This window comes from Algoriphagus ratkowskyi, assembly GCF_002150505.1.
Classification (GTDB): Bacteria; Bacteroidota; Bacteroidia; order Cytophagales; family Cyclobacteriaceae; genus Algoriphagus; species Algoriphagus ratkowskyi.
The window spans coordinates 76,913-95,896 of the sequence record NZ_MSSV01000017.1 but is presented as its reverse complement, the minus strand read 5'-3'; the positions used below and the strand labels follow the sequence as shown (position 1 = coordinate 95,896).

The window sequence follows — 18,984 nt, the reverse complement described above, 5'->3', positions numbered from 1 at the left end:
TGTATAGGGTTATATGAAGCATAATGCTTGAAATAAACTTAAAGCAAGCAGGTATTAATCAAGGTTAAGATTTTTGTAAACCTGCTTAACACGTGCTTTAAATTCCTCATCATCAAAATTGCTGATATAGGTCTTAGGCAATTCGTTGTCTCCTTTAGCCTCTTTCAGTAGTTCATCACATCTCTTTCTGAACATTTCCAAAAGCTTTTGCGAATCTGCTTCATTTGCTAGATTATGCACTTCGTTAGGATCATTTTTCAAATCGTAAAGCTCTTCGTAAATAGGCTCCTCACCCAAGATTGGTGAGATCAGGGAAAGGATATGATGCTGATCTTTATCCTTGCTGAAGTACCGAATGTATTTCCAATCCTTCGTCCGAACTGCCTCGGTGCGTGGGTAGTTTTGCTCCATGAACATGTTTTCACTAAAAAAATCTGTTCTCCATGCTACGTCCTTATTCTCGATCAGAGGCTTTAAACTTTTTCCCTGCATTTCCTCAGGAATCTCCACTCCTGCCATATCAAGCAAAGTTGGACCAAGGTCAATATTAAGACTCAACTCATCCACTACTTGCTGCTGATCCAAGCCCGGAGCATAGATGACCAAAGGAACTTTCAAATCCACATCGTAGAGCAAGGTCTTTCCTCCAAGTCCAAATTCTCCATGTAGAATGCCATGATCAGAGGTAAAGACTATGATGGTATTATCGAGAACTCCCTGCGCTTCCAATTCCTGGATTATATTTCCCACCACCTGATCCATTCCCGTAACAGTCTCCAGGGTTCTTATCTGATTTTCATTTAGTGATTCTTTCGACTTCACCCAATCGTAACTCGGTAGATATTCTCCGCTGTACACGTTGATAGGAAGCTTCGGTGTTTGGATGGAATCAAAAGCAATATAATTAGTAGGTAGAATCAATTGATCCAGTTGATCTCTATAGCCAGTGCGATAAAGTGCCGGATCACTCGGCAATTGCTTCATGCTGTTGGTGCTGTTGCTATGAGGAACATTAAAGTTGATTAGCAAGCAGAAAGGCTGATCTTCAGGACGGGTTCTGAGGAAACTTTTGGAGGTCTCCATGGCCTCATCCACACTCAAAAACTCATCTATTGCTTCCTGAATAATATCGATCTGATTATCCGCTTTGGCATCACTGAAAATTTCATGGACATTCTTAGGGTAAAAACTAAGATGTCCATGACCTGCCCTCCAATAATCAAAAGACTCCTCCATTACTCCACTTGCGTAGCCTACACCTTTTTCGGTTTTCCCTATTGGCGTGTGGTTTTTCCCTACCCAACCAGTATAGTAGCCACTTTTACGAAGAAGCATGGGATAAGTATTGCCCCAAGCCTCTTCGGTCATCACGGAATTTGACCCAAAGGTGACTCCATGTTTTCGCTCATACATTCCCGTAAGGATGGAAGTTCTGCTGGGTGTGCAAATTGCTGATGTCACAAAGGCATTGCTGAATAATGTTCCTTCCGCTGCCAGTTTATCCAAATTCGGAGTTTGAACAATATCATTCGCACCCATTGCCCCGAGGTAATCCCAGCGCATATCATCGGCTAAAACCACCACGATATTGGGTCTTTTTGTTTCCTGTGCGGCTACTTTTTGGGTTAAAAAAAGTAGGGATCCAAATACCAAAGGGATCAGAAAAGCAGTTCTATTGTTTCTAGAATTATTCATATTTTCTGGAATCTAACTTTTTGCTTGAAATCGATTTAAAAGCATTGTTTCTATGAAGCACCATTTAAGAAGACAAAGGCACTATCACATAAACAGCTGCCCTACAGTCCTTTTCAACACTTTAAGTATTAATTCAATTGTGTATCGGCTGTTCTACCACTAAGGGCATTAAAGCATCCCAAAATAAGCTAAACTCTAGATTTTAGGCCACTTCAGTCACCCGTCTTCGGACTTCTGTCCTTTAGAGCAAAGGAATTATGGCTACTGGGATTATTGCGGATAACCACCTAATTAATATGGCAACATGAATTATTTCAACTTTTCTATATAGATGTAATAAGCCGGATATACGCGCTTGTCTGCATCAATCAGCTGAGCCTCCATGTCATATTTTCCTGCAGAGATTTGTCCTGTAAACGTCACCTCTTCCTGGTCTTTCTGGATACTTTCAGATTTCTCCAGATTCGCTACATATAGGTAGGCTTCTTTAAAATCATCCTTTACACTTGCCGGCTTATCGTTTTCCAGTTCTATGGTTTTCTTTTGGGAAGGGAAAGTCGCATTGATACCTAAGCCGCTTTCTCTAGGAAATCTTCGAAGTGTAATAGCATATTCCCCATCCTCAACAAATTCGATTTTCCATCGTCCTGTCACTTGTGAGGCAGTAATAGCCCCATTCTGGTGCCATGAACTTTCATGTTTTCCGGTTAGCATATCGTGAGCTGAAATACGGCTTGGATTCTCTTTGCCCGATCCAACTTTGATGTAGGCATATCGCTCATTTGGACCTTCGCCCATGATGGATTCCCACCATTTTTCGTAGCCTACTGCCAATTTATCTGCCTCCAATGGATGCTCGGCGATGACATTTTTGGACTGAATTTTATCATTTTCCATGTCATACAGCTCGCTGCCATTGACTAATCTCCAACGATCGTCCATTACTGAGTAATCCTTGTATTTGTTCAGGTTCTGTAGTCGCTGAGTATCCACATAGAGGATTCTATTCGGCCAAGGCGTAGCGCTGTTTGTAAGCAAAGGCTTTAGGCTAGTTCCATCTAGAGGTTTTACCGGATTGAAATCTAATCCAAGCAAATCCACAAACGTAGGCAACAAGTCATAATGAGCGACCAGCTTGTCAATGTCGTTACCTCCTGTCAGCTGTCCGTCAGGCCAGCGAATAAATAAAGGGACACGATGACCACCTTCATAGATACTCCCTTTTGCCCCTCTCAAACCTCCATCATACACCTTATTCCCACCTGCTGTCCCATTGTCTGTAGTGAATATCAAGATGGTGTTATCAGTTAAATTCAGCTCATCCAACTTCTGCTGAAGTAGTTTGAAGTTGTCATCAATATTGGAAATCATCCCGTAAAATCTTTTGAATTTATCAGGTAGTTCTTCTTCACTTAAGTCCTTGTACAAATTGTAGTATTCCTCAGGTACATTGAGTGGGCCATGTGGAGCATTGGTAGCTATATAGGCGAAAAATGGCTTGTCTTTGTTTTCTTCTATAAAATCCATCGCCTCTGAGAAAAACACATCTGTACAATAGCCTTCGTATTTCTCCAGCTCTCCATTGTGCCAATAGGTATCATCGAAGTAATCATTGTCCCAGTAATCAGGGCCTTGGGTGATTCCACCACCGCCATGACGAACTACCTCATGAAACCCCCTATCTTCCGGACGAAATGGATAATTATCACCCAAATGCCACTTGCCAAACATACCATTGGTGTAGCCATTTTGAGCAAAAATCTGCGGTAGGATCACTTCATCTTCAAACAACAAAGAGCGTCCGCTGATCGTATGAAAAACATTGAGTCTGTTGGTATATCTACCAGTCATGATAGCACCTCTGGAAGGTGCACACGTGGTAGAAACATGGTAATTGGTAAATCTTACAGCATCCTCATGAAAAGCATCAAGGCTGGGGGTTTTAATAATCTTATTACCCATCGACCCCAAGTCACCCATCCCCTGATCATCTGTGATCACAAAAATGACGTTGGGTTTTTGTTGAGCAAAAATTTCACTCTGAATCGTCATAGCCAATCCGATTAGGATGACTAGAGGTCTAAAAAGGTTTTTCATTTGGTTTTATTTTGGGTTAATTATTAATTGCCTTCATATCACGTCCGCAATCGATTACTAAGCTACCAAATGATGATTAACAACAAATAGAATTACCTGTTTTAACATGTACACACCTGTGCACAAAAACCTATTTCTCGCGTAGAGTGGATTAATTTCATAGAAGATGAATACTTAAAATACTCCCATAATTTTGATAAAAACTCCATACCAGCATCTCCAAATTACATTAATTTCTTTGATAGATTAGCCAGAATTAGTTGTTTAAAGTGATAAATCCACCATCTATCGGAAAATCAGTTCCAGTAACAAAAGATGCTTCATCCGAGCATAAATAGAGTACCAATGCGCCTATTTCAGCAGGCTTCCCCATACGACCAATAGGCTGTGTACTGGAGAGGGCCTGGAACATTTCCTTCTCATTTCCGGGATAATTTTTTTCCAAAAACCCATCTACAAAAGGGGTATGAACCCGCGCCGGTGAGATGCTGTTGCAGCGAATATTATTTGATAAAAAGTCTCTTGCCACAGACAAGGTCATCGCATGAATAGCGCCCTTACTCATTGAGTAGGCAAATCGATCTGAAATACCCACATGCGCAGCTACTGAAGATACATTGATAATCGTCCCACCTTTGGATTTCATCAGATTCACTCCTTCTCTTAGGCAATGGTAGGCACCTTTCACATTGATATTGTAAATCCTGTCCATGTCCTCAGGGGTAGTATTGCTCACATTTCCTATGTGTGCAATTCCTGCATTATTGATTAAAATATCTATTGCACTATTGTCCATCGCCTGTTTGACACTTTTCTCATCAGAAACATCGCATTTCACAGCCTTAGCATCTCCTCCGGCATTAGTGATTTCCAGCGCAACGGCCTCTGCATTGTCCATATTGAGATCAAAAATGGAAACTTCAGCTCCGTTGGTTGCTAGTGCTATGGAAATAGCTCTGCCTATTCCACTTCCGCCACCGGTGACGATGGCACGTTTTCCACTTAAATTAAATAGTTTATTCATAGTAACACTCCCCTTTTCCATGGTATAAAATCGTTTTGTTCAAGCTTCATTGCTTTGGTTTCTTGCCCATTGGCTACCGCAATGATTTTTTCTAAAAATTCCTCTCCGGCTTGTTCTGTGGTTACTTCCTCAAGAGTAATCGCCCGCATCCAGATCGATCAAATCTGGTTACGCCACAACCTCCGTGATGGTAAAGGAATTTGATTCCCTCTATATTTTCGAAAACCTTTTTCTCGGAAGCCAGGGATTTAAATGTGGAATCGGAGGAGATTTTAGTCCGGACATATTCCTCGTATTTATTGGGTTTGTAATAGCCCAAGCCTTTGGACAAAGCTTCCTCAATTACTTTTAGATTGCTATTTTCACAAAAAACCAATGGAACAAAAAGCCAATAATTAGCTGTCCCAATTTTTCCATCCTGTCTGTGATATTCTAAAAAAGTTCTGTCTTGCCAATGCGCTACATTTGGCACCTGCCAAGTATCTGCAGCTTCATGGATCGTCTCCTCATCGGCAAAATGAGTAATGTTCTCTATATTAATAATCTCACCAGCCTTCAGGTCCCAATTTGCCTTTCCTACAGGCACCCCATACCGGATGATTATCTCTCCCTTCTTTAGATCAGTTGTTAAAAATTTGTGCTTTTGTTTTACTGCCTTGGGAAGATTGATGCTTAACTCTTCGTAAGAAATAATACCTGGGTCAAGGTCGACAAGAGCCACGAGTACATTGTCTGCATTATCAATTTTCAGCAACCTATTTTTATGCATTTTTGGGTCTAGTTGATAAAATACTATGCTTGCATATTAGCAGTATTTGATCTTGATTTCGACCTCAAATAAAAATAGTTGCTATGCACAGGTGTGCATATTATATTACTCCCATGGGAAAGTATGTCACTATTACCGAAATAGCCAAACAACTGAATTTATCGCATTCTACGGTTTCCCGTGCGCTAAGCAATCACGCTCGCATCAGCGAAAAGACACGGGCATTGGTACAAAACCTTGCTGACGAATTGGGATATCAAGCGAACTCTAATGCCCATAATTTGAGTAAGGGAAAAAGTCAGATCATTGCTGTAATAGTACCTCAGCTTTCGCTCCACTTTTTCTCAAAAGTTATAGAGGGTATACAAAAAATCCTGAAAGAAACCGATTACTCACTTCTCCTTTTCAGTACTGATGAGTCTATAGAGCAAGAAATTAAGGCTACCCAAACTTGTCTCAAGCATCGCGTTGACGGGGTTTTGGTTGCTATTTCCCGAGAAACTAAGACATTTGACCATTTTAAACAGCTACTAAAACATGAGGTTCCTATTGTGTTTTTTGACCGGGTGGCGAATTTTCTCCCAGTTCCTAAAGTAATTACTAATGATTATCAAGCCTCTTTCGATGCTACTGCTCATTTATTAAAAACTGGCTGCAAATATATTGCGCACATCACTGGAAGTATAAATCTAAACAACAGCAATAATAGGCTCTATGGGTACTTGGATGCTCTTAACTTCCATGAAATAAAGGTGAGAGAGTCCATGGTTCATTACTATGAATTTGAGCTTTCTTCAATAGATAAATTCCTAAAAAAAACATTGAAAAAACACCCCAAGCTTGATGGTCTATTTGTGTTCAATGACTACGTAGCCCACTATGCTGTGAATGTACTACATAATATGGGCAAGAGGGTTCCTGATGATATTTCTGTAATTGGTTTTTCTGATGAACCAGTGGCAACTTACATGAGCCCAAAACTTTCCACAGTACAACAAGTAGCTGCAAAAATGGGAGAACTCACCGCCCAAAAAATCATCTCAATCTTAAATAAGAACGAACCAATGGTTTCTGAAAAAATTATTATCAACCCAGAACTTATATTAAGAGAAACCACTAAAAACATCTCTTTTTAATTTGATAATGAGCTTTAGTTTTGTTTGGATACCGATGCGCTACTTATCCCTTTGATTTGTAGATGTCAAAACTGCCACAGATGATTTATAAGGCTAAAATTACTGCCATTCATTGAACTGATTAACTCATAAATGGAACCTGGAGAGGATGTGGGTTTGCTTTGGAAATGAGATAAGGAAACAGCACGAAAGTGAATATCATTGTCATACAACTAATCCAAACCTCTGATAACTTTTCCAACTTTTTTCAAAAATTTAAAAGATTCTGGAGGCCCGTCTTAATACATTTCTAGATTTATGGAATGTGGGTTATTATTATCTTGTGCGCAGGTGAATAACTCCTACAGGGTGGACTAAAATGCAATTAACTACCCATCAATCAAGTCAAACCTCGGGATGATTTATGGATTCAAAACCGCTCTGGTCCACACAATTGGTTTACTAAAACTACTGCTTCAATAGGTATAGAAAACATTGGTTGACATTCTAGGCAATCATGGTTAGTTTTAATAAACAAAATAAATTCGAGAGCCATGAAAATCATTTTTCCAACAGATCCAGTTATCAGTGCTATTATTCCAAGTGACTACCCCATCCCTCCCATAGGAGAAGAATTCTATATCCGCTTCGAAACATTTATTAAAGATCCGGAGGATTTAAAAAAAGTGAAGGACTTATTGAAAAAAGAAGACCTAACTATTGAGAAAGTCGAAGACAATAAAATCTATCTTTATCAAGGTCAAAAAGCTGACTTACAAGGAACCATTGAAAGCGATGAATACATGCCTTCTATTGTACAATATTGGCAAAAGCATCCGGAAACCAAACCTGATGGGTTTTGAATTTACGATGGTATTTGATCTGACTTATTGAAGTCCCCTTGATTAACAACAATGCCCCCAACAAGTGTCTAGCTATTTGGGGGCACATCATCACAACTTCGTATTCATCATACATTGACAAGAAACTATCTAACTGTAAAAACTTATACACTACAGCTTTTTTTTCCCACACTTAGTGCCGTAAGTGGGTGTGATTTTATTCTTTATCTCCTTATTTACTTCTAATGTGAAAGTGGAAATCAATCTGGATTTGGCGATGCAGTCATAAGTAGTTCTTTATTCGACCAAAACACCGCCTTCCAAAAGATTAATTGGGGCGTAGGTACTGAATTTTCACTACCTACAGCTACCAGAAACTTATTAGAATCTGGAAAGTATAAACATGGTTATTGACCCACCTATTCCGTATGGATAAGTAAATAATTCAGACTGGGGTTTTAGGGTCCAGTAAACACTTTTATTTCCCGCAGGAAAAATGTTAAAAGTTTAAGGATTCATGGCTTGTTAAATCCTCTATAGCTAAGAATATAACCCTGAAAATCAAAGTGACGAAATCGATATAAAAGCTGTCTTAACACTCCCGATATCTTCGAGTATATCAGTCCATGCGAAGTAAAGCTTGTCGTCCAATTTCTCCATTTGTGGAAAACCACTCTTTCTTACAGGATCCATTTCGGTCACAAGTACAGGCGTATACATTTTACCTGAACTCTCTACTTTCATAGCTTTGAGATAATTTTTTCCATTCTCAGTATCTACCCAACTTACTACTGCCATGTTGCTCTCTAGAATAGCCACATCCACCCTACCTAAGGTTTCCAGTCCACTAACTTGAATAGGTTCTCCAAAATTCTCTCCACCATCAGTAGAAAAGGCCACATTCACGACTGGTTTATTATTTACTCCAGTAAACCATGTAACCACAAGGGAATTGCCTTTTGCATCTGCTTTCGGTCCGTTAACAGGACATCCATTAATTTTCCAGCCATCTTCATGGATAATTTTGGGTGTGGTCCATTGCCCATTTACGTATCGCGTGATGGCGATATCTCTCACCTCTTCATCAGAGCGATCTCTGTAAATCACAATTGGACCATTGTCTGTGATGGCTGCAGTAGTTTGGCAACAGTCGCAGGTTTTGGCATCTAGCTGACTCTCATTGGATATTGTACCATCAGAACTCACGGTAGCAGCCCTTATTGACATTGAGCCTCCATGAGAATCGTGTCCATGATTCATAGAAGCACCTGATCCTCTTCCGTCTAACCAGGCTACAAAAAATGAATCCTCTTGATAAGGCAATACCGAAACAAAACCATGTTCTGTTTTGGTAGAATCGTTGTGCAATTGAAGTCCATTTCTCCATTGCGTAACACCTTTAGGTAGTAGGTTCAACTTCACATCGTAAGAAAATGTCTCCTTGGAGGATTTCTCCAGAAAATGCGTCAGAAGATTCCCGTTATTCTCAGTAATCGAAGGAAAATCTGCCCAATTGACAAACCAATCTGTCCCTTCCACAATTACCTTTGGCGGGACCCAATTAGATCCTTCCAGTCGAGAATATTTCAGCTGAGCGGTAGAGTCATTCACCATTTTCACCCATGACATCATTAGACCTTCAATCCCAGAGAATAAGTAAGGAAGTGAAGTTTCCTCTCCATCTGGAAAAGGAATACTTGTAAGTGTATCTGCCTTGTCCTGCTTGCATGAAACTGCTAGCACTAACATGAGCAGCGCGACTACTTTTGTAATATTTTCCATTTAGGGTAGGCTGATAAGTTGAGTAATAGTTTCCTCTGAATCCCAATTCATTTTACCTGAAATTTCTCTTACTTTTTCACCTTTTTCATTAAAAACGAATGTAGCAGGAAGAGCATATATTTTCAGGTCGGAAAGCGCACCATCATATCTTAAGAATTCCAGATCAAAATTCGACTTCTTTTCGTAAGCTTTAATTGTCTCTGCCGATTCTTCGGAGACCAATAAAAGCTGGAAGTTTTCCTTTTCCAGAAGTGGTCTGACACGCTCCAATTCAGGCATTTCTTCTATACAGGGTTTGCACCACGTAGCCCAAAAATGCAATAAAACCCTCTTGCCTTCAAAATCTGACAATTGAATAGAATTGCCATTTAAATCATTGAAGTGTATGTTGTTCAGTTGAAGGCTGTCAGAGGATATCGTTTGATCCGACTTTTCTGTAGCCGAAGAGTCGCTCTGTTTGCATCCTATGAGGCCTGACATCAGGAAAACAAGTAATACTACAAGGTTTAACCTGCCTTTTCTAAATAATGCTACGAAGTGATACAATTTCAAATTTGGTTAGGATGATTCACGAATATATAAAAAAAGCTTACAAGGAATAATGCAAAAATTTAATCTATAGCTGTTACGCTGATAGAACTACTTACATCAATTGTTAGTTCTTGGACACAATACTCACCCCCTCTTATTAAAATCCTCCACCACTGTACCTAGTTTCTGATAAGCCTTATATTTTTTATCATAAAATTCCTTGTTCGAAAAATTCGGTTCGTAAACCTGATCAAATCCAGGCGCCATAGCTTTGCTCGCTTCCTCCATAGTTGGGAATTCTCCACATGCAACGGCTGCATATATGGCAGCTCCCAATGCTGGTGTTTGGGTAGAAGCTGTGATTTTGATGGATCGATCAAGGATATCTGCCATAATTTGCATCACCAATTTGGACTTATTAGCTACACCGCCTATGGCGATTACTTCTTCGATTTGCAGCCCTTCTTCTTCAAAGCGATCAATTATTCTTCTTGACCCAAAGCATAGAGATTCAACCAAACTTCTAAATATATGTGCAGGAGTGGTCCCCATGTTTAAGCCGATAATTGCACCTTCCAATGACTCATCTGCATCGGGAGAACGACGACCATTTATCCAGTCTAGTGATACTACCTTGCTTTCTACAACAGACAGGTTTGACGCATCTTCAGATAACTGAAAAATCATTTTATCCCTAAATTCTTGAATCAGAGCATTCTTGGATTCCAAATCAAGTATCTCACTACTATTCAACAAGCTGATAGATGGCGCTAATATCAAGCTGACAAACCATGCTAAGACATCTCCAAATCCAGCCTGCCCAGCCTCTAAACCATGGAATCCAGGCAAGATAGAGCCCTCCACTTGGCCACAAATCCCTTTTACTAGAGTTTTTCCTAAAGATTCGTCCGAGGCGACTAGCATATCACAGGTTGATGTCCCCACTACTTTTACCAGCGTATTTTCTTTGATCCCTGCACCCACTGCACCTGCGTGAGCATCTATTGTTCCCACCGCAATTACTGTTTTCTCAGATAGTCCCAGGCTCTTTGCCCATTCTTTGCTGATAGTCCCGGCAGGTTCATTGGAGGTAAATGTTTTTACATACAGATTTTCACGCAGTGCCGGAAGAGACTGATCTAAGATAGATAGAAAGTGTGCTGGAGGAAGTCCATCCCAGTCCTGATGCCATAAAGCCTTATGACCTGCAGCACATCTACTTCTTTTTAGACTTAGGGGGTCAATTCCTGTCAAAATTCCTGTGATGTAATCGCAATGCTCTACCCAGGAGAACGCCGCTGCTGCTACTGCTTTATCTTTTCTATGGACCGACAGGATTTTTGACCAGAACCATTCTGAAGAATAAATCCCACCAGAATACTTAGTGAAATCTTCCCCAGCCCATGTTCTAGCCAATTCCGTTATTTCCGCAGCTTCTTTGATCGCTGTATGATCCTTCCATAGAATCATCATAGCATTGGGATTCTCCTCAAATCCTGCAGTCATAGCGAGAGATTCACCTTTTACATTGACTGGCATCGGAGAGGATCCAGTTGTATCCACACAGATCCCCTTTATCTGATCCGTATTGATCTTGGAACTAATTACTACTTCAGAGAGAGTAACCCTTAAACCTTCCAAGTGATCTAATGGATGCTGTCTGAATTGATTCTTTTGTGGATCACAATACTGCCCTTTGGCCCATCTTGGATAAGTATAAACTGAATTCCCTACCACTTCTCCATTCGCACAATTCACCAAAATTGCCCGTACGGAATCTGTTCCATAATCTAAACCGATCACATAACTCATAATTCAACGTTTGTTTTTTGTTTGGAAAAGAGATAAGTCAAAAGGAAACCTATAATAAATATTGTGAGCGTTCCCATGACTATGGTCAGGTTGGTATGCAGCGTATTTTGAAATCCTTCCAAACTGGTTCCACTCAATAGAACTGGTGAAAGACTCATCCATCCTATCACTACCACGCCACAGAGGACACCTATTGCAGCTGCTTTACTAGTAGCTTTTTTCACCACAAAACCCAATAAAAACAAGCCAAGAATCCCACCGCTGAAAATCGATGAAAGCGCCCACCATGCCTCCAAAGCACTGGTCACTCCATTGAAAGCTAATGCTACAAGTATGGCTAGTCCTCCCATCACAGAAGAACTAATCCACAAAACTCGCATGGATTGCTTTTCTGTTGGATCTTTGTGAATGTATTTTCTATAATGATCCGACAGAAACACGGTTGCTGAACTGTTGATACTCGTGGAAACCGTGCTCATTCCTGCAGCAAAAATAGAAGCAATCAAAATCCCCGTCACGCCGCTAGGAAGTCCAGATACTATAAAGTACGGAAATACCTTATCTGCATTCTCCGCCAAGTGCAAGTCTGAAGGCAATAAGTCTGGGTAAGCTTGGTAATAGGAAAAAAGCGCTGTTCCGATAAAGAAAAATAACAAAGAAACGGGCACATAGAGTAAACTTCCCAGCCAAGTGGATTTCACAGCTTCTTTCTCCGTTTTAGCAGAGATGTAGCGCTGAATGTAGCTTTGGTCAATCCCAAAATTCTGTAAATTGATGAATAGCCCGTAAATTAAAATCATCCAAAAAGTAGATTCAACAAAGTTGAACTTGAAACTTCCCAGACTGAACTTGTCAGCCTCCGCAGCAATGGTGATCACTTCTCCAGGACCATTTGGCATGGAAAACAAAATCACCAGCAGACAAAGTACCGCACCAGCTATCAGTACTATACCTTGGATCGCATCTGTCCAGATCACTGCTTCTATACCGCCCAGCATGGCATATACCATCACAGATATACCTGTGCAAATGATAATCATCGGTATGCTCCAGCCAAATAGCGCATTCATAGGTAAGGCCAATAAATACATAATAGCGCCCATTCTTGCCAACTGGGTCAGCATATAACAGATGGATGCATAGATCCTTGCCCAAGAACCGAAGCGTGTCTCTAAGTAATAATAGGCAGATTCACTTTTAAGATTTCTATAAAGTGGGACAAAATACTTCACCGCTATCCAAGCTGCAAAAGGGATGGATAAGCTAAATACAAATCCATTCCAATTGGATAAGTAAGCATTTCCTGGCAGTGCCAAAAAACTGATGCTACTTACAAACGTTGCGAAGATTGACATACCTATCGCCCAACTTGGAAGTCGTCCACCACCCGTTGTGTATTCTAATGCTGTTCTTTTCCGGAAGGAGAATGAAATCCCGAACAGCACTATTGCAGCCATGTAAACAAGAAAAACTATTAAATCTATAATTGGCAAATCCATACTTGGCTTTGTTTGATTTGATGAAATTAAAATTGGGAAATTAACGCATTTGCACTTGTCCCCGAAATTTATGGCTTAAGTTCAAATACCGCATTTCCCATTTTGGTGACTACTCAGATTAAGAAGCTTATAATTGCTCTAAAAGCTCACTGGAATTGTCTAATCAGTGGGTCGCTTTGTGTAGCTATATTTGAAACTATTATAATTGATTCTCCTTCAATAGCGCGTCAATCTTTTCCACTCTTGATCTCAATTCCTCAACATCTCCGGAGGAAAAAGGATACAAAGGTGGCGCAAACACCGCCTGACAAAGACCAGCAAAGGACATTGCAGTCTTTAGCCCTTTCATATAGCTGGATTTGAAACCTCCTACCTGATAGATGTTTCTACTGATTTCCATTACACAATACTGGTATTTTTTGATTTTCTCAAAATCCCTGTTAGCGGCTGCTTCATACAATGCGACATAGAGCTGCGGGTAAAGATTAGCACCTCCAGCTACTCCCCCATGGCTTCCCATCAACACCGTTTCTGCCATCATTTCTTCTGGCCCTACCATCAACATAAAATCTTCATGATCCCGGAAGGCATGGCAGAGTGACTGAAAGTAAACGCCATGCGCAGAGCTATCCTTCAGCCCAATAATTCGCTCATGAGCAGAAAGTTTGATAACCGTATCCAGCTCTATCGTGAGTTTGGTATGCGAGGGCATATTATATAGATACATAGGAATAGTAATCGCATCTGCTAATTGCTCATAGTAGGCACACATCTCCTGCTGATCTATATTCATGTAAAATGGTGGCGCTACAACAAGCGCGTAAGCACCAGCTTCAGCAGCATAGGCTCCCAGTTTAATGCTTTCCTCAAGGGAAACATCCGCAATTCCTACCAAGACCGGAACTCGTCCAGCCACTCGATTACACGTCTCAAAAATTAATTCTCTGCGGACGTCATAGCTCAACCCGGTGAACTCACCGGTGGTACCCAGAATAAAAATCCCGTGAACTCCTCCAGAAATTAAGTGCTCAATGAGCTTTGCCGTACTTTCAGTGTCAAGTGATCCATCCTGATTTAATGGAGTGATCATTGGTGGCACAATACCTTTTAAAGGTGAATTTTTTTTCGAAAAAGAAGACATAAGATTAGTTTAATTGCTTTGAAAGATCAAGAGTAAATATTTGGTAGAAAGCTTCGCCATCTTGGTTAAGCTTTCTGTTATATGCGATAGTAAGACCGGTATTTGACCAGTTTATATTACTGAGGGAAGTACTGGAATATGCAGGTGCGGGCAAGACCAAAGTTCTTTTGCCATCAATCACAGCTGTTACATAGATAGCTTCTTCAGCCCCATAGGCTAGATATTTTCCATCCGCGCTCAGTCCGAAAGCAGTATCTGCAGAAAAGTCATTTGACGTGACAGCTTTGATTTCGGATCCTGAGGCAGAAACGGAATAAATTTGTATGATCCCAGCATCATCTTTTTGGTAGAAGTATAGTGAACTACCATCTGGAGAACTCCGCATCCATTGCCTCGGGCCTTGTACGCCTGGGTTTTTATTATCTGTTGTGTAAGTCAGTCTTCGCTGAATTACACCTTCAGGGAAAGAAGGCAAAGCAGTCTTAGTCCCTGCATTCACCGAACTCATAAGATTTGAAATATCCTCGGGAATGTCTGCTATAAAGACCTCTGCTACTTTCTCCCCAGATACAGAAAGCACATCTCCCACGAAAGCCATGGCCCGCTTTTGAATCGTTCCATCAAGCTTGGTATATCCAGCATTTCCAACCCAGCATTCTTCATAAGCTTTGCTGATTTCATCTGACCCTGATTTGGGCGCACTATGAACTTCTGCAAGTAAAACAGCGAAGCCGCTTCCGTCAAAATTCTCTTCATTGTTTTCACCTGAAATATCTACTTTTTCGTTCAGCAGAAATGCACCTACGGTTCTTAAGTCCTGAACTTCAGGATTAGATAATGATTCCTCTGCCAGAACAGCATCATTATAGGTGAAGCTTAACATCTGGCCATCTGCGCTGTAAGAATAGGCATGAGAACCACCACGCAAAGCTCCTTTAGTATAGGGAGCCAGCACGTCTCTTGCCTCTACTCTTTCGAATTGATTGTCTTTTTCAAGATCCACCTTCATTGCAATCCTTCTTGTAAATCCATAAGGAATACTCTCAGATGCGCTATTCAGACCATTGATAAATACAATTTCTTTCTTGGACGGGTGAAATGAGACAGCTCCTGAGCCTGGTCCAAAAACAGATTGATTAGGTATTTCATACACCGTTTCCACGCGTTTAGATGCGATATGAACAAGCTGAATACTACCATTTTCGCCAATTTTTGAATCATCATTTCTGTTATCAAAAACTAAACTTTTGTCATCCGGTGAGAATGCCTGTCGTTGATTTAAAAAATGTCCAGCAGCTGCTGTTGTGATCTGTACTTCTTTACCTATTTCAAGCATATTTTTAGAATCACTTTCGGAATTCGAAGGTTTAGATTTACAATTTGTAAAAGAGAAAACAAGTCCGACTATCAGCACTCTATAAAAACCTATACATACAAATCTTGCAATACAGACCCTTTGAGCTTTTAATAGTCGAACTAGCGTATAAGTTGATTTAATCACCTAACGAAGTGATAAAAGTGTCCATCTTCTGCGCCTACTAAAACTTCCCACTCACCATTTTTGTCCCAATCGACAACCGTTGGGCTAGTAGTATGTCCAGCCAATATGCGTTCAGAAAGAGGTCCTTTCCAACTGAATATCACCTTATCTGATTCTTGACTGATATTTTCAAACAGCGTAACATTCACACTGTTTACTAGCAGATCTAAGTCTCCATCATTATCCCAATCCACAAATGAGATTTTTCTTCTACCAGAGCCTCCAGCTTCAGCATTGTTCAGACGAAGCTGTCCTGCCTCATCATTTTCTGCTTTGTCTCGGTTAGTATAGACAGAAGCTTTGTCTCCATAAAAAATTCTTTCGCCAGGTAGTATAGCTTGTTCACCATTTTCATTGATTCCTTTATAAAAGGCCAGATATCCTTCAAAATCCAGCATGACCAAATCCATCACGCCGTCCTTGTCCCAATCCACCGCCACAGGAGTTGTCCTCCACTGCGTCACCAATTCATCCTCAGCAGATTTCCACCAATTCCAAGCAGGATTTGTGGCTTTTTCATCACCTCGCAAAACCTTTATTGGCTGAGGCGCTTCTAATCCTGAGCCTGTGTTTTTAATCCACTCGATTTTTCCCCAGATTGAGTTAAAAATAATATCCTGATTCCCATCGCCATCCCAATCGGCAACAGAAAGCGTGGTGTAACCCCATTTGGCTTCAGCCGGTCCTTGTATTGAGCCATTATCATCAGCTTGAATTCGAATCACTTCTCCTCCTGCTTCCAAAAGCTTTGGCTCTTCCCATACTGGATTTTCTCCTCCTCCAATATTCTCTATAAAAGCAAAGTATCCTGCCGAGTTGCCCGTGATAATATCTTCATCACCGTCATTATCCCAATCTACGCTTACTGGAGTAGCTAGAGCTCCAAACTTTAGGTTATCGGATTGTTGACGAAAATACTTTGCTGATTCAAACTGAGGAATATTATTAGAAAGGGTACCAGTGTTTCTTATTAAAGCAACTCTTCCATCTTCATCTCCTACGACCAAATCTATATGACCATCCTTATCCCAGTCAACTGCCACCGGAATAATCATCTCCAGATCCATTTTAATCAGTCCATCATCATTTTTTAGAAAAACCCCTTCTTTGTAAAAAGGCTTCTGTCTCGTGCCTGTATTTTCGAAATAAGTCATACGATCCAAAAACTCTCCGCAGATCAGATCCAAGTCACCGTCGCCATCAAAATCAGCAAAATTCGGAGATGGGGCTCCATATACATCGAGCATTTTTCCACCAGCTTCTATCCTGCCTTTATTCACGTATTTCCCATCCACATTTTCCAGTAAGAACACAAAACCATGTAGAGGACCATTGACCCAAACGCCTTTATCATTAAACGCATTATCCCAGCCATAATCTGCCCAATCATCTATTCCTACAACGACATCCAAGTCTCCATCACCGTCATAATCTACCATTTTCCATTGGTTGAAACGAACCTTCTCAAAGCCTTTCTTCAATTCCTCTGCATCAAAAAGCACCTGTTCACTACTGGCCAGCTTAGTCTTGAAATCAACCAGCTCTACTCCTGGAATAGTAACTTTCACCCCTTCATCGATATGCGAAATCTGCACATTCTTGATCGCATCCCCTATTCGAACGGGAGGCGCAAAATCAGGGAAATCTTCGCCAGTGGTATTCTCAAAAAAGTAAAGTCCATTAAATGGTTTGTCTGGACAGGAAACTAACATATCCATATCCCCATCCCCATCGTAATCCATAGGTAGCGGCCAAGCCCAAAGGCCTACCCCCAAAAATGAACTGGTGTTTGGATTGTTATATTTTACGATTTCAAAATCCTTAGTCACTTCTTGTGCATGAGAATTGTAAAGTAATGCTACACTTAAAATAAGCGTAAAGAAATGCTTTAGAAATGAATTTGACTTGGAAAACAAATGCATAGTAAGTTGCCTTTGGAAATATTAGGTTTAGATTTTTTGCGTATCGTTTATTTCCAATCTTCAGGATCAAAAATTGTTGCTGCTATATATCTGTAGGGCTTTACTTCTTCATGATTAGCATTATTCCAATAGTATATCATTACCAACTTCCCGTCCTCTCGTTGGATCATGCGGGGATATCCTACATCTCTATTGGCTCCATCTTCACTTCTCAGAATAATTTCATCTCCCCAAGATTGACCATTATCCGCACTAAAGCGGACATGAACTCTTGAGCCAAATTCGCTTCTGTGAATATAGCCAAGTGCTAATCTGCCATCTTTCAATTTGACTAATGCTGGAGGAGAACCACCTCTTCCCGTATCTGAAGCAGGATCTACCAATCTATTCCAGGAATTCCCATTGTCTTTAGAAATATAACTTGAAATCAAATTCTGGCCATTTTCGTAGCGTGTTCTGATGGTGGTGAGCCAGGTATTTTCTGATAACTTTATTGAAGAGGGCATAATATCAAACCCTCCATGTTCAGCCGTAATCCAAGAAACCAAATCCCAATTAAGCCCTCCGTCTTTGGTTCTTACAAATGCAACCCTACCTTCTTTTGAATTAGACTTTGCGGTAGTCACAAACGCACTAAGCACTTGCTTTCCTTCCACATGATAGTCCGTTCTATTAGCTAGCCCTGGAGTTCCCATGTTTGGGAATACATATGGGCCTTCCCAAAGCTTCCCTTTGTCTTTAGAATAATAAAAGTGGCTTGGACCATCGTGATTATTATGTCTTAAAAAGGTGAGCAAGAAATCCTTAGAGGTAAAATCTGGCATAGGCACTTTCAGAACTGTTGGTTTCTTAGCTTTATTTGGGGCAATATTATTATCATGTCCCCAAGCTATCTGTCCCAAAGAGTAAGCATCTTTAATCTCCCAAGTTTCCCCTCCATCCAAACTTCTTGCATATTGATTTTCAGCAGATTTGGGATCGTAGGTATGTAATCCAGGCTGAGTCTGTTTGTAAGGTGCTTGTACAAAACCCACCAAAATCTCATCTCCCCAACCCCAAATCCCGTGATTTGCAGGCCATCCAGCATATTCTCCGTCCTCTTGGAAGACTATTTTATGTTCTATAAATTTATCTTTTTGTTGGGCTATTGCAGGTGAAATCACGCCTGAAATACAGAACGTAGCTAACGCTAATAATCGATTGTAATATCTCATT

15 protein-coding genes are annotated in these 18,984 nt (G+C 40.6%); 2 read left to right on the top strand and 13 right to left on the bottom strand.

Features of this window, described 5'->3' with window-relative positions; all coding sequences use genetic code 11:
* Window positions 1–54: 54 nt before the first annotated feature.
* The 5 genes from BVH02_RS16690 to BVH02_RS16675 all read right to left on the bottom strand — a co-directional run bounded on the left by BVH02_RS16690 (window position 55) and on the right by BVH02_RS16675 (window position 5,585).
* On the bottom strand, window positions 55–1,695 hold the full coding sequence (locus BVH02_RS16690; RefSeq protein ID WP_086502607.1) for a sulfatase family protein: 1,641 nt from the start codon (window positions 1,693–1,695) through the stop codon (window positions 55–57).
* Between the two features lie 309 nt (window positions 1,696–2,004).
* A complete protein-coding gene (locus BVH02_RS16685) occupies window positions 2,005–3,792 on the bottom strand; it encodes an arylsulfatase (protein ID WP_086502606.1) in 1,788 nt (595 codons plus the stop codon).
* Window positions 3,793–4,048: 256 nt separating this feature from the next.
* Complete coding sequence (locus tag BVH02_RS16680) at window positions 4,049–4,816, bottom strand: SDR family NAD(P)-dependent oxidoreductase (protein WP_086502605.1); 768 nt, start codon at window positions 4,814–4,816, stop codon at window positions 4,049–4,051.
* Window positions 4,813–4,965, bottom strand: coding sequence for a UxaA family hydrolase (locus tag BVH02_RS22070; RefSeq protein ID WP_111357165.1), 153 nt, complete (start codon window positions 4,963–4,965; stop codon window positions 4,813–4,815). The genes BVH02_RS16680 and BVH02_RS22070 overlap by 4 nt, the downstream gene beginning before the upstream one ends.
* Complete coding sequence (locus BVH02_RS16675; RefSeq protein WP_086502604.1) at window positions 4,938–5,585, bottom strand: UxaA family hydrolase; 648 nt, start codon at window positions 5,583–5,585, stop codon at window positions 4,938–4,940. Before BVH02_RS16675 ends, BVH02_RS22070 begins: the two co-directional genes overlap by 28 nt.
* Window positions 5,586–5,698: 113 nt before the next feature.
* Here BVH02_RS16675 and BVH02_RS16670 point away from each other — a divergent pair, with 113 nt between their 5' ends.
* The gene (locus tag BVH02_RS16670) at window positions 5,699–6,721 is read left to right on the top strand and encodes a LacI family DNA-binding transcriptional regulator (RefSeq protein ID WP_086502622.1); all 1,023 of its coding nucleotides are present in this window, start codon (window positions 5,699–5,701) and stop codon (window positions 6,719–6,721) included.
* A 533-nt stretch (window positions 6,722–7,254) separates the two neighbouring features.
* Window positions 7,255–7,563, top strand: coding sequence for a hypothetical protein (locus BVH02_RS16665; protein WP_086502603.1), 309 nt, complete (start codon window positions 7,255–7,257; stop codon window positions 7,561–7,563).
* Window positions 7,564–8,103: 540 nt separating this feature from the next.
* On the opposite strand, the gene BVH02_RS16660 is transcribed toward BVH02_RS16665, so the two are convergent.
* From BVH02_RS16660 to BVH02_RS16625, 8 genes are all read right to left on the bottom strand, one after another.
* Window positions 8,104–9,324, bottom strand: coding sequence for a hypothetical protein (locus BVH02_RS16660; RefSeq protein WP_086502602.1), 1,221 nt, complete (start codon window positions 9,322–9,324; stop codon window positions 8,104–8,106).
* Entirely contained in the window at window positions 9,325–9,870 is a 546-nt protein-coding gene (locus tag BVH02_RS16655) for a TlpA family protein disulfide reductase (RefSeq protein WP_143244230.1), read from the bottom strand.
* Window positions 9,871–9,999: 129 nt separating this feature from the next.
* On the bottom strand, window positions 10,000–11,667 hold the full coding sequence (locus BVH02_RS16650; protein ID WP_086502600.1) for a ribulokinase: 1,668 nt from the start codon (window positions 11,665–11,667) through the stop codon (window positions 10,000–10,002).
* Window positions 11,664–13,166, bottom strand: coding sequence for a sodium:solute symporter (locus tag BVH02_RS16645; RefSeq protein WP_086502599.1), 1,503 nt, complete (start codon window positions 13,164–13,166; stop codon window positions 11,664–11,666). The genes BVH02_RS16650 and BVH02_RS16645 overlap by 4 nt, the downstream gene beginning before the upstream one ends.
* Before the next feature lie 199 nt (window positions 13,167–13,365).
* Window positions 13,366–14,307, bottom strand: coding sequence for a dihydrodipicolinate synthase family protein (locus tag BVH02_RS16640; protein WP_086502598.1), 942 nt, complete (start codon window positions 14,305–14,307; stop codon window positions 13,366–13,368).
* A gap of 4 nt (window positions 14,308–14,311) precedes the next feature.
* Window positions 14,312–15,643: a DUF3748 domain-containing protein gene (locus BVH02_RS16635; protein WP_086502597.1), complete on the bottom strand. Its 1,332-nt coding sequence runs from the start codon at window positions 15,641–15,643 to the stop codon at window positions 14,312–14,314.
* A 161-nt stretch (window positions 15,644–15,804) separates the two neighbouring features.
* Window positions 15,805–17,769 carry an FG-GAP-like repeat-containing protein gene (locus BVH02_RS16630; RefSeq protein ID WP_086502596.1) on the bottom strand — a complete coding sequence of 655 codons (1,965 nt, stop codon included), beginning with the start codon at window positions 17,767–17,769 and terminating at the stop codon, window positions 15,805–15,807.
* A 47-nt stretch (window positions 17,770–17,816) separates the two neighbouring features.
* Window positions 17,817–18,983 carry an exo-alpha-sialidase gene (locus BVH02_RS16625; RefSeq protein WP_086502595.1) on the bottom strand — a complete coding sequence of 389 codons (1,167 nt, stop codon included), beginning with the start codon at window positions 18,981–18,983 and terminating at the stop codon, window positions 17,817–17,819.
* Window position 18,984 lies beyond the last annotated feature (1 nt).